At 35.8% G+C, this 12,695-nt stretch carries 10 protein-coding genes; 1 reads left to right on the forward strand and 9 read right to left on the reverse strand.

Annotated features, from left to right (window positions below; translation table 11 throughout):
* Positions 1-7: 7 nt before the first annotated feature.
* From mutL to ACR9EA_RS08900, 6 genes are all read right to left on the reverse strand, one after another.
* Positions 8-1,885 (reverse strand): DNA mismatch repair endonuclease MutL, encoded by a 1,878-nt coding sequence (gene mutL / locus ACR9EA_RS08875; protein WP_435139792.1) that lies wholly within the window; start codon positions 1,883-1,885, stop codon positions 8-10.
* A gap of 300 nt (positions 1,886-2,185) precedes the next feature.
* Positions 2,186-2,407: a hypothetical protein gene (locus ACR9EA_RS08880; RefSeq protein WP_435139794.1), complete on the reverse strand. Its 222-nt coding sequence runs from the start codon at positions 2,405-2,407 to the stop codon at positions 2,186-2,188.
* 248 nt (positions 2,408-2,655) lie between these two features.
* Complete coding sequence (gene trxA / locus ACR9EA_RS08885) at positions 2,656-2,952, reverse strand: thioredoxin (RefSeq protein ID WP_435139796.1); 297 nt, start codon at positions 2,950-2,952, stop codon at positions 2,656-2,658.
* An 89-nt stretch (positions 2,953-3,041) separates the two neighbouring features.
* Positions 3,042-4,454 carry an MBL fold metallo-hydrolase gene (locus tag ACR9EA_RS08890; protein WP_435139798.1) on the reverse strand — a complete coding sequence of 471 codons (1,413 nt, stop codon included), beginning with the start codon at positions 4,452-4,454 and terminating at the stop codon, positions 3,042-3,044.
* 61 nt (positions 4,455-4,515) lie between these two features.
* Positions 4,516-5,316, reverse strand: a complete 801-nt coding sequence (locus ACR9EA_RS08895) for a sulfite exporter TauE/SafE family protein (protein ID WP_435131778.1) — start codon at positions 5,314-5,316, stop codon at positions 4,516-4,518.
* A 161-nt stretch (positions 5,317-5,477) separates the two neighbouring features.
* Positions 5,478-6,110 carry a Crp/Fnr family transcriptional regulator gene (locus ACR9EA_RS08900; protein ID WP_435131780.1) on the reverse strand — a complete coding sequence of 211 codons (633 nt, stop codon included), beginning with the start codon at positions 6,108-6,110 and terminating at the stop codon, positions 5,478-5,480.
* 120 nt (positions 6,111-6,230) lie between these two features.
* Here ACR9EA_RS08900 and ACR9EA_RS08905 point away from each other — a divergent pair, with 120 nt between their 5' ends.
* On the forward strand, positions 6,231-8,159 hold the full coding sequence (locus ACR9EA_RS08905; RefSeq protein ID WP_435131783.1) for a glycoside hydrolase family 97 catalytic domain-containing protein: 1,929 nt from the start codon (positions 6,231-6,233) through the stop codon (positions 8,157-8,159).
* 80 nt (positions 8,160-8,239) lie between these two features.
* On the opposite strand, the gene ACR9EA_RS08910 is transcribed toward ACR9EA_RS08905, so the two are convergent.
* The 3 genes from ACR9EA_RS08910 to araA are packed head-to-tail and all read right to left on the reverse strand — an operon-like array spanning position 8,240 to position 12,670.
* Positions 8,240-9,943 carry a sodium:solute symporter gene (locus ACR9EA_RS08910; RefSeq protein WP_435131786.1) on the reverse strand — a complete coding sequence of 568 codons (1,704 nt, stop codon included), beginning with the start codon at positions 9,941-9,943 and terminating at the stop codon, positions 8,240-8,242.
* 11 nt (positions 9,944-9,954) lie between these two features.
* Positions 9,955-11,142, reverse strand: coding sequence for an aldose epimerase family protein (locus ACR9EA_RS08915; RefSeq protein ID WP_435131789.1), 1,188 nt, complete (start codon positions 11,140-11,142; stop codon positions 9,955-9,957).
* Between the two features lie 19 nt (positions 11,143-11,161).
* The gene (araA, locus tag ACR9EA_RS08920; RefSeq protein WP_435139856.1) at positions 11,162-12,670 is read right to left on the reverse strand and encodes an L-arabinose isomerase; all 1,509 of its coding nucleotides are present in this window, start codon (positions 12,668-12,670) and stop codon (positions 11,162-11,164) included.
* Between the last annotated feature and the right edge of the window lie 25 nt (positions 12,671-12,695).

Here is a 12,695-nt window from a genome sequence, read left to right on the forward strand (position 1 = left end):
GTATAATTTACATAAATTTTTTGTCCAATTCATCAACCGTCATGGTTATAAATGTAGGTTTATTATTTGGCGAGACATTAGGCTCTTTACAAGCAAATAAACTATTTACCAAGTGCTCTTGTTCGGTTTGCGATAAGGTCTGACCAGATTTAATAGCTAAACTCTTAGCCAAAGATTTAGCCAACAAGTCTGCTGCACTAAAATGGGCATCGGGCACTTCGTGTTCTACATCGCTTATAAGTTGCTCTAATATAATACTAACTTCGCTTTCGGGAACATTTATTGGCAATCCTATAATTTCTAAACTATCGGGGTTAAAATCCTGAAATACAAACCCAGCATGCTCTAAATCGCCTTTTAATTGGGCAATAATATCTAATTCCTGTTTAGTAAATGTTAATTGTAAAGGAAATAATAATTGCTGACTAACGGTATCTTTTACCGTGATATGTTTTAAAAAATCTTCGTAAAGCACTCTTTGGTGCGCTCTGTATTGATCGATTACCAACATGCCCGATTTAATGGCACTGAATACAAATTTATTATGTAATTGATACGTGCTTTGCTTGGTAGTCGTCTGTTCGTCGTCGAACATGGATACGGTAGACTCTTCACTTTCAAAGGTTACCTCGCTAAAATCGTGTTGCGATCTGGTGCTTTTAGATTCTAAACCTACATATAAACTTTCCCAGCTCGCTGTAGGCGTTTCTTTTCGGTTTGAAAATGAACTTGCATACGATTTCGTTTTAGTTACAGGTGTTGTTTTTACAGAGTCATCATTAAAAGGATTAAACGACCTATCGACTTCTATAACAGGCGAACTGGCTTGTTTACCTGTAAAATTATAAGGTGTATCTAAATTGGCATCCCTATCAAAATCCAATACTGGAGCTATATTAAACTGCCCTAAACTATGTTTAACCGAAGCTCTTAAAATGGCATACAGCGTATGCTCGTCGTCGAACTTGATCTCTGTTTTGGTAGGATGAATGTTAATATCTATTGTTTGCGGATTCACTTCTAAATTTAAAAAATAACTTGCATGAGATCCATCTTTAATCAGCCCATCAAAAGCAGCAGAAATGGCGTGATTTAAATATGCACTTTTTATAAATCTATTATTTACAAAAAAGAACTGCTCGCCTCTAGATTTTTTTGCGAACTCAGGCTTACCCACAAAACCAGATATTTTAAGCACATCGGTATCTTCGTTTACGGGTACTAATTTTTCATTGGTTTTAGGGCCAAAAATATTTACGATACGTTGTCTGTAATTACTCTGCGGTAAATTAAAAATTTCGGAACCATTATGGTACATTACAAAATTAATATTGGGATGTGCTAAGGCCACGCGCTGAAACTCATCGGTTATGTGTCGCGTTTCTACAGTATTAGATTTTAAAAAATTACGTCGCGCCGGTATATTAAAAAACAGGTGTTTTACGGCTATAGAAGTTCCTTTTGGTGTTACTACCACATCTTGATTAACGACTTCGCTACCCTCTATAGTTATAGCTGTACCAACTTCGTCTTGTTCCTGTTTGGTTTTAAGTTCTACATGGGCAATTGCTGCAATACTGGCCAAAGCCTCTCCTCTAAACCCTTTAGTGTTTAACTGAAATAAATCTTCTGCAGAACGTATTTTAGATGTGGCATGGCGTTCAAAACTTAATCGTGCATCGGTAACACTCATCCCCACACCATCGTCTATAACTTGCACCAAGGTTTTGCCTGCATCTTTAACCAATAATTTTATGGTTTGTGCTTGGGCATCTATGGCATTTTCTAATAATTCTTTTACTACTGAAGCTGGACGTTGTACTACCTCGCCTGCTGCAATTTGGTTTGCAACATGGTCTGGTAAAAGTTGAATAATGTCTGCCATGTATTTATTTTGAAAAAAATATTGAAAGATCAAATTCTATAATAAATAGAAAAATAAGTATCAATATTACTACTATAATTAAAATTCTTCGGTTTGCTTCGCGGTCGGGTTCTTCTTTTAATTCGCCCAAAGCATTTTTAAACTTAGTTTTTATGTTACCTGAAGGACCAACAGTTTTACGGTAGCCGTCAAACTTATGTTTCATTTCGAAAGGACTGCCCTCTTCACCATCTTTATAAAACCGTGGCTTATAGCTAAATTTTTTATTTTGTCGTTTACCAAAAATCCCCATAATACCTCCTACATTTCGTAATTATTTAATACGTACCACAAAACCAATATCATTACTAACAATACAATCCAACGCAGTAAAACGTTACCTTTTTTTGTTTTGTATTTTCTGGTTTGTTTAATGTCTTGCCATTTAGAAGCTATATCTTTTGAATCGTGTTCGCTGGTATCTTCTTGAAATTTAGGCTTATAATTAAACGATTTATTTTTACGCTGATTAAATAAATTCACTATTTAAAAACTAGTCTTTGTTACCTTTCAAAGGTACTTAAAATTGAATGAAATGTCGAATTGGAATTCCAAAAAAATGTTAACATACTAGGCTGCTTGCAGCATATATAAGTAAATGTCAACTTTAAAAGGCGTAAAAGCTATAATGAGGAATAATGCTCTACTTTGGATTTATAAAAATGAAAAGCGCCCTATTTCTAGGACGCTTTTCTCGCTATTAATCAACACTAAAGTAATTAACCTTAAAACTAATTACTATGTTCTATAATGTGAAGCAGATCGTTTTTTTGAACTACTCCCGATTGTCTCCAAACTTGATTTCCAGATTTATACAAAATTAAAGTGGGTACACCTTTAACTTGCAATTTTGATGCCAATGTTTGATTTTTATCGACATCTATTTTTAAAATTGAAATCCGATCGCCTAATGTGTCTTTTAGTTCTTTTAAAATCGGACTCATAACTTTACAAGGGCCACACCAGTCTGCGAAAAAATCGACTAAAACTGGTTTATCTTGTGCAATAAGTTCTGAAAAACGACTCATAAAAAAACTACTTTTTCATTTTGCGACTGCAAATGTACAACCTTAATACAAAACACAGCTATTAATTAACTAATTTTTAGCAATTTATATTATTTCTTAATTGTAGAAGGACATATAAAATCGGTTAACGGAATGCCTGCTTCGCGTATCGCCTTCATACCACCGGCAACATCTATAAGATTGTGGTAGCCTCTACTCTTTAAAATGGATGCCGCAATTACCGATCTATACCCCCCAGCACAATGCACATAAAAAGGGTCCTCTTTCGGAATTTCGGACAAATAATCGTTAATAAATTCTAATGAAGCATTTTTAGCATTTTCGATATGCTCCGAAGCAAACTCGCTATCTTTTCTTACATCAAAAACCTGTAGATTACCGTCTTCTAATCGCGATTTAAACGTCTCGGCCGAAATAGATGAAATGGTATCGTAAGTCTTACCCGTATCTTTCCACGCTTCAAAACCACCTTCTAAATACCCTAAAGTATTATCGAAACCTACACGAGACAGACGTATTACGGCTTCTTCTTCCATACCTTTATCGGTTACCAGTAAAATAGGTTGTTTAACATCTTTAATTAATGCCCCAACCCAAGGTGCAAATCCACCATCCAGACCAATAAAAATGGATCGTGGAATATGTCCCTGAATAAAATCGTTTTGATGTCTTACATCTAAAACTAAAGCTTCAACACTATTCGCCAAACTTTCGAATGCTTCTGGGTTTAAGGCTTTGGTACCTTTTTCGATTACGGTATCTATATTGTCGTATCCTTCCTTATTCATTTTTACATTTAACGGAAAATACTGTGGTGGTGGCGCTAAACCATCGGTAACTTCTTTAACAAATTCTGCTTTGGTCATATCGGCACGCAAAGCGTAATTCATTTGCTTTTGGTTACCTAAAGTGTCTACGGTTTCTTTCATCATATTTTTACCACATGCCGAACCAGCACCATGTCCTGGATACACAATAACATCGTCTGCTAATGGCATAATCTTTTCACGTAAACTATCGAATAAATATCCCGCTAAATCGTCTTGGGTAATATCGCCTTTTTGTGCTAAATCCGGACGGCCTACGTCGCCTAAAAACAGGGTGTCTCCACTAAAAATAGCATAATCTTTTCCTGTTTCATCTTTTAATAAAAATGTAGCACTTTCCATAGTATGCCCTGGCGTGTGCAATACTTTTATGCGCACATTACCAAGTTTAAATTCTTGACCATCTGTAGCAATAACAGCATCGAAAGCAGGTTTAGCCGACGGCCCATAAATTATTGGAGCACCTGTTAACTCGGATAAAGTTACGTGCCCACTTACAAAATCTGCATGAAAATGGGTTTCGAAAATATATTTTATAGTTGCTCCATCTTTTTCTGCTCTTTTTATGTAAGGCTCTACTTCTCGTAGCGGATCTATTATAGCAACTTCACCCGCGCTTTCTATATAATATGCACCCTGTGCTAAACAGCCTGTATATATTTGATCTACTTTCATAATCTTTTATTTTATATGCTTCAAAATTACTAATGTTTTTGGATTGATTGCGTAACTTGGGTTACAATACCAGTTCTTTAATTAAAATATAAACCCCCATAACAAGTACAAACCAACCGAATCCTTTTTTAAGTTTTTCTCCTTCAATATTATTCGACAAATAACTTCCTATTAATATTCCAACTACGGATAGCATAGTGAATATGCTTAGAAAAATCCAATCGATTTGCGTATGGCCAATGTCTCCTGCAAAACCAATTAAGGAATTAACCGCAATGATGAACAACGAGGTACCTACGGCCTTTTTCATCGATAAATTTCCTAATATTATAAGTGCTGGAATAATTATAAATCCGCCCCCAGCACCAACTAATCCAGTGAAAAACCCAATAACAATGGCCTGATTAAAAATTAAAAGGTTGCTTAATTTTCTTTTATGATGTTCTTCATCAATGTCTTTTTTAGGTTTAAGCATGGTTAGCGAAGCCACAACCATCATTACCGCGAACAATACCATAATGGCTATGTCTTTAGTTATTATCAAATTACCTATTTGCAGTAAATTTTCGGGCATAGCAGGTATAATTAACTTTCTCGTTATGTATACCATACTAAAAGCAGGAATAGCAAAAATAGCGGCGATTTTTAAATCGACTAAGCCCTTTTGGAAATTTTTATACGCTCCAAAACTAGCTGTAAAACCCACTATAAATAAAGAATAAGCTGTAGCCGTTATAGGATTAACATGTAATAAATACACTAATACGGGTACTGTAAGTATAGACCCGCCGCCGCCTGTAAGTCCTAAAACCAAACCAATAATTAATGCACTTAAATATCCTACAACTTGCGTAATATCCATACCTTAAATTTCGGGCAAATGTAAAGATTACATACACTTTATAAGGTAACAATGGTTACAAATTACACCGATATTTTTTTTTAATATGCCTTGTAGTGCGCTTGGCTGCTATATACTAATGATAACCAACAGTTAAGGAGTTGAAAAAAAAACTAACTTTTCTACAATTTCATTAATTGAATTTGGTTTCGCTGTAATTTAATGGCACCTTCATTTTCTAGTTTTTTTAAGAGTCTTGAAATGACTACTCTGGAAGTATGCAAATCTTGAGCAATTTCGGAATGAGTAACATTTATAACATCGTTGTGGTTTACCATGGCTTTATCTTTTAAATACTTCAACAGCCGTTCGTCCATTTTTAAGAACGCAATAGTATCTATAGCTTCCAATAATTCCGATGTACGCTCATGATAGCTTAGTAATATAAAGTTTTGCCAACTTTTATATTTTCCCAACCAAAGTTGCATGTGCTCTACAGGTACCATTATCAGTTTGGTATCGGTTTCGGCGATGGCACGTATTTCACTTTTTTTATTACCCAAGCAGCAGGTAAAACTCATGGTGCAGGTGTCGCCTTGCTCTATAAAATATAGCAACAATTCGTCTCCCTTAGCATCTTCTCTTAAAATTTTAATAGCACCGCTAAATAATAAAGGCATATATTTAATGGTTTCGCCAATATCCATAAGCAAAAAACCGGCAGGAATGTCTTTAAATACCCCTACTTGATTGATTTCTTTAAGTAAATCATCTTCAAATAAATAGCCATAGTGCTGCTTTAATGCTTCAATCATTATTTAAGAGTTTAAAGGTTTAAAGATACTTATATCTTGTCGAATTTGATTGGGATTTCTTATTGAACTCAAGAATTCTGAGTATATTTATAAGTGTATAATTAACATTTAAAAATACAAATGAAGAAACTAACTTTTTTACTATTTGGTCTTTTTGTGCTTAATGCATGTAAAGAACCTCCAACTATTAACCACAATCTCACTAACGCTGAAAACACCATAAGCGTACATGTAAACGTAAACGCTAACAATCAGCCATTTTATCAAGTATATTACAACAATACCATGGTTTTAGATTCTTCGGCTCTTGGTATTATTAGAGAAGATGCTAATTTTTATGACAATTTAAAAATAACAGCTATATCAGAACCAAAATTAATTACAGACACCTATTCGCTTTTTCATGGCAAACAAAAGGACATTACCTATACTGCACAACAATACACAGTGCATTTAGAAAATGAAACTGGTGAACAACTTGAAATCGATTTTAATTTATCGGAAGATGGTGTTGCTTTTCAATATCACTTTCCAGAAACATCAACAGACATAAAACACATTACTGAGGAAAAAACCAGTTATAATTTTACAAAAAATTCTAGAGCTTGGTTACAGCCTATGTCTAAAGCAAAAACAGGATGGAGCAATACCAATCCATCATACGAAGAGCATTATAAAATGAATATTCCTGTTAGCGAGTCCTCGCCTATTGGTGAAGGCTGGGTATATCCTGCGCTTTTTAACAGCAACGCTATTTGGACCTTAATTTCTGAAACAGGATTAGATAACACCTATTGTGGTACCCGTTTAAAATACAATCCACAAAGTGAAGCCCTGCAAGTAACCTTTCCGCAAAAAGAAGAAATTTTTCCTAACGGAGCCTTGAACCCGGAATCTAAACTTCCGTGGTCTACCCCATGGCGCATTATTACCATGGGAAATCTCAACACAATTACCGAAAGTACTTTAGGTACCGACCTTGCAAAACCAGCTATTAACACAGATACATCGTTTATAAAAGGCGGATTGGCTTCTTGGAGTTGGGTGCTGTTAAAAGATGATTTTATCACTTACGAAACCACTAAAAGATTCATAGATTATTCGGCAAGTATGCACTGGCCATACTGTTTAATTGATGTTGATTGGGATACTAAAATTGGTGATGAAAAAATTAAAGAGTTAGCAACTTATGCACAATCTAAAGATGTAAAACTATTAGTATGGTACAATTCCTCTGGGAGTTGGAACACGACACCTTACACGCCAAAAAGTAAATTACTCACTAAAGACAGTAGAGCCCACGAGTTTAAAAAATTAAACGATTTAGGAGTTGCTGGAGTTAAAATTGATTTTTTTGGAGGCGATGGCCAATCTATGATTGCTTATTACCATGATATTTTACAGGACGCTGCCAAGCATAATCTTTTAGTAAATTTTCACGGGTGTACCTTACCAAGAGGCTGGCAACGCACCTATCCTAATTTAATGACTATGGAAGCCATAATGGGCGAAGAATTTGTAACGTTTGTTCAAGACAATGCCGATGCCCAGCCTAGCCATTGCGCCATGTTACCTTTTACCCGAAACGTATTCGACCCTATGGATTTTACGCCAATGGTTTTAGATACGATTCCTAATATAAAACGTGTTACTACACCAGCTTTCGAGTTGGCTTTACCTGTATTATTCACTTCTGGTGTTCAGCATATTGCAGAAATTCCTGAAGGCATGAAAAAGCAACCAGAATTTGTAATTTCATATTTACAAGATATTCCGACCTTGTGGGATGCTTCTAAATTTGTTAGTGGTTATCCTGGTAAAGATGTGGTTATGGCAAGAAAGAAAGGTAAAAACTGGTTTGTTGTCGGTATTAACGGTGAGGCTGAAACCAAAACGCTAAACCTAGACCTTTCGTTTATTGAAGCTTCAAACGGACTATTGATTACAGATGGCCCTGATGGACTGGAACAACAACAAATTGACTTAAACACCAATAAAACTTTAAATATAACAGTAAAACCTTATGGTGGTTTCACTTTAAAATTTTAAGCAACAAAGTTTACATTATAAAAAAAGTGACGCATGAATTATGCGTCACTTTTTTTGTAAAATATAGTATTTAAAATTGTTTACCAGAAATACCAATAAAACAATCCGGTAATGAATAAAATAATACAAGAATGAATAACATCCCATTTATTCCAAGAATCTCTATCTGCGGCAAGCTCTTCTGGTGTTGCAGTACCAAAAACCAAACCTTTAATTTTAGCTGGGTCTGGCGCTTCGGTTAATAAACTAACCACTACTACAACAATAATACAGAATAAGAACATCCATCCGCAGAAAAACAACCAGTTTAAATCGTAGAACAAGTATTTAAAGGTCGAATCGGCTACTTCGCCTGCATTAGTATAGTACACTTTAGCACCTAAACGCGTAAGCCCGATTATTAATCCGGAAATTAATCCCCACATACCTCCAAGCGCCGAAGTTCTTTTCCAAGTTACTCCTAATAAAAAGGCTGCGGCAATACCTGGTGCTAATACAGATTGTACATCTTGTAAGTACGTGTACAATACATCACCAACACTACGCATAATCGGAATCCATAAAATACCTAAAATTACAACCACTAAGGTTGCCATTTGTCCAATACGCACTAATTTGGTTTCAGGAGTATTGGGTTTAATTTTCTTATAAAAATCGATAGTAAATAGCATGGCAGAAGAATTAAATAACGATGCCAACGAGCTCATTAAAGCTGCCAAAATACCACAAACTACAAGACCTTTAACACCTGCAGGCAATAATTTTGCCACTAAGGTAGGAAAAGCAGCATCGGCATTAGCTACGCCATTATCTAAGTACGGTAAAAAGCCTGCGCCACCATCGGCTAAGTATTTTTGATGAATAGCAAATGCAATCATTCCTGGTATTAAAAATAAAAATACAGGTAATAATTTTAAATAGGCTCCAAAAATAGTTCCGCGTCTCGCTTCTTTTAAATTTTTACCAGACAACACACGCTGCACGATATATTGATCTGTACACCAATACCAAAATCCGATAATAGAAGACCCGATTAACGCTCCTAACCAAGGAAAATCTGGATCGTTATTACTACGGATTAAGTTTATCATAGTATCGCCGTATTCATTAACTGGTACAGCACCAGCAATCTCAATCATTTTGCTCCATCCACCAAGCTCCTTCAAACCTAAAACTACAATAATTAAAGATCCCAAAAGCAAAATAGGTGTTTGTAAAACTGAAGTATACAGCACCGATTTCATACCACCAAATATGGTGTATAATGCTGTAATAACTACAAGACCTATAGCAGCAATCCAAAAGAAATCAATTCCCCAAAGTTCTTCAATACCGAATACTTGCTGAAATACTAAACCACCAGCATAAACGGTTACTGCCACTTTAGTTAATACATAACTAATTAAAGAAATTACAGATAAAATGGTTCTGGATTGGGGATTATAGCGACGCTCTAAAAACTCGGGCATGGTATACACCATACTACGAGAATAAAACGGTACAAACACCCAACCTAAAATTAAAATCATCCAGCCTTGAATTTCCCAATGCGCCATGGCCATACCACTAGAGGCACCAGCACCTGCCAGACCAATTAAGTGTTCAGACCCTATATTTGAAGCAAAAATAGAAGTACCAATGGCAATCCATGTGGCATCTTTTCCGCCTAAAAAATAATCTTCAGAATTTTGTTGTTTCTGTTTTACAACATAAACAATAACTCCAATTAAAAGAACAGCAAATACACCAATTACTACCCAATCTAACGTTTGTAAAGCTTGCATATTATTGGTTTTTATTTAGTTGAAAATTTAAATGTAGTTTTTGTACTATACGTTTCACCAGGATTTAATACCGTAGTCGGATAGTCCTTTTGATTTGGCGAATCTGGATAATGTTGCGTTTCTAAACACAAACCAGTTCGTTTAGCATAAGTACCACCTTGTTGCGACGGCAAAGTGCCATCTAAGAAATTACCTGTGTAAAACTGAATCCCTGGTTCGTCTGTAAATACTTCTAAAAATCGACCACTTGCTTCGTTATACACAGTGGCTGCCAATCTAAACCCTTGGTCTTGATGGTTAAGCACCCAACAATGGTCGTAACCTGTTCCGTTTTTAATCTGAACGTCGTCGGCATCAATAGCCGCTCCAACTGCTTTAGGCGTAGTAAAATCGAAAGGTGTTCCTTTAACTTCGGCCAAAGGCCCTAACGGAATAGACGTTTCGTCTATAGGCACGTAACGATCGGCATCAATCATTACTTTATCATCTAAAGTAGTTTTAGAAAAATCGCCTGATAAATTGAAGTACGAATGCTGCGTTAAATTTACAATGGTCGTTTTATCGGTTGTAGCCTCGTAGCTTACCTCTAAAGCATTGTCTGGAGTTAAGGTATAAACTACAGTTGTATTTAAATTACCTGGATAACCTTCTTCCATATCTTTGCTTAAATAGCTTAGTTTTAAAGCTACGGTATCGCCGTTTTCAACAGGTTCTGCATTCCAAACTACTTTGTCGAAACCTGTATCTCCTCCATGTAAATGGTTTGGCGCATTGTTAGTTGCTAAAGTATATTCTGTACCGTTTAAAGTGAATTTACCATTAGCAATACGATTGCCGTAACGACCAATTAAGGCACCAAAAAATGTTGGGTTTGTTAAATACGGCTCTAAATTATTATACCCTAAAACGACATCTTCAAATTTCCCTTCTTTGTTTGGTGCTTTCAACGTAGTGATGATACCTCCAAAAGTAATGATATCGACTTCCATGCCATTGGCATTTTTAAGTTTGTATAGGTCTACTTGCTGGCCATCTGGTGTTGTTCCAAATGCCGATTTAGTAACTGATGCGTGTTCCATGGTTTTCTCTGCTTCTGTTTCTATTTTTTTAACTTCTTGCTTGGTATCTTTACAACTGGTGTAAAAAGAAACCACCGCTAAAAGTATAAAAAATTGAAAGCAACGTTTCATAATTTTCATATCTATTAGTTTGTTAGTATTAATTGTTGCGATTAAAGATATGATAATAAGCTTCGTTAGCGTGCATAGTATCTTTAAAAGTTCTAACTTTTGTATCGTTATCGATTACCAACAATTCTACACCAGCTATGTCTGCAAAGTCTTCCATCATTTCTGTGGTAACTGCTTGGCTATACACAGTATGGTGTGCACCTCCAGCTAAAATCCATGTTGTAGCGGCAATGTCTAAGTTAGGTTTACAATCCCAAAGTACTCTAGCTACTGGTAATTTAGGTAAATCAGCCATTGGTTTTACAGCCTCTACTTCGTTAACTATAAGTCTGAAACGATTTCCCATATCTACTAAAGAAGCATTAATTGCAGGACCTTCTGGCGAGTTGAATACCAAACGTACCGGATCTTCTTTACCTCCAATACCTAACGGATGGATCTCGCAATTTACTTTACCATCGGCAATACTCGGACAAATCTCTAACATGTGAGACCCCAAAACATACGATTTTTCTGGTGTGAAATGATATGTGTAGTCTTCCATAAACGATGTTCCGCCTTCAAGACCATAACTCATCACTTTCATTACACGTGTCATTGCAGCTGTTTTCCAATCGCCTTCACCACCAAAGCCATAACCATCGGCCATTAAACGTTGGGTTGCAATACCTGGTAATTGTTTTAACTCGCCTAAATTTTCAAACGTATCTGTAAAAGCTTTAAATCCGCCATTATCTAAAAAAGCTCTTAAACCTAGTTCTATTTTAGCGGCATCAACTAAAGATTGACGTTGCTCGCCACCTACTTTTAACTTGTCTGAAAGCTTATAAGTAGACTCGTATACTTTAATTAAATCTTCAATTTCTTGCTCGGTAACCTTATTCATAAAGTTAATCACATCTGAAGAATCGTAGCCATTAACCTGCATACCAAAACGCATTTGTGCTTCTACTTTATCGCCTTCGGTTACGGCAACTTCACGCATATTATCGCCTATTCTAGCTACTTTTAAATTTTGAATTTCATCCCAACCTAAAGCAACACGCGACCACATACCAATTTTTTGTTGAACGCGATCTGTTTTCCAATGCCCTACAATAACTTTACGTTTTTTACGTAAGCGCGACATGATAAATCCAAACTCGCGGTCGCCATGAGCCGATTGGTGTAAGTTCATATAATCCATATCGATGGCATCCCAAGGAAGCTCTGCATTAAATTGCGTGTGTAAATGGCATAGTGGTTTGTTTAAAATAGATAAACCACCAATCCACATTTTTGCAGGAGAAAACGTATGCATCCAAGTAATGATTCCAATACAATTAGGATTCGAGTTAGCATCTTGGCACACCTGAAGAATTTCGCTTGGTGATTTTACTGTAGGTTTATAAACGATTTTTACTGGTATCGCTTTTGAAGCGTCTAAGCCTTTTACAACCTCTTGAGAGTCGGCTGCTACTTGTTTAAGGGTTTCTTCTCCGTATAAATCTTGGCTTCCGGTTACAAACCAAATTTCTTTTTTGCTAATATCTAGTATCATGTAATTAGTTTTTTATAAGGTT

This window comes from Formosa sp. A9, assembly GCF_051200825.1.
In the GTDB taxonomy this organism is placed as follows: Bacteria; Bacteroidota; Bacteroidia; order Flavobacteriales; family Flavobacteriaceae; genus Formosa.

Coding starts and splice junctions, on each gene's coding strand:
- mutL (WP_435139792.1), bottom strand. CDS start 1,885: ATGGCAGACATTATTCAACTTTTACCAGACCATGTTGCAAACCAAATT.
- trxA (WP_435139796.1), bottom strand. CDS start 2,952: ATGAGTCGTTTTTCAGAACTTATTGCACAAGATAAACCAGTTTTAGTC.
- ACR9EA_RS08890 (WP_435139798.1), bottom strand. CDS start 4,454: ATGAAAGTAGATCAAATATATACAGGCTGTTTAGCACAGGGTGCATAT.
- ACR9EA_RS08895 (WP_435131778.1), bottom strand. CDS start 5,316: ATGGATATTACGCAAGTTGTAGGATATTTAAGTGCATTAATTATTGGT.
- ACR9EA_RS08900 (WP_435131780.1), bottom strand. CDS start 6,110: ATGATTGAAGCATTAAAGCAGCACTATGGCTATTTATTTGAAGATGAT.
- ACR9EA_RS08905 (WP_435131783.1), top strand. CDS start 6,231: ATGAAGAAACTAACTTTTTTACTATTTGGTCTTTTTGTGCTTAATGCA.
- ACR9EA_RS08910 (WP_435131786.1), bottom strand. CDS start 9,943: ATGCAAGCTTTACAAACGTTAGATTGGGTAGTAATTGGTGTATTTGCT.
- ACR9EA_RS08915 (WP_435131789.1), bottom strand. CDS start 11,142: ATGAAAATTATGAAACGTTGCTTTCAATTTTTTATACTTTTAGCGGTG.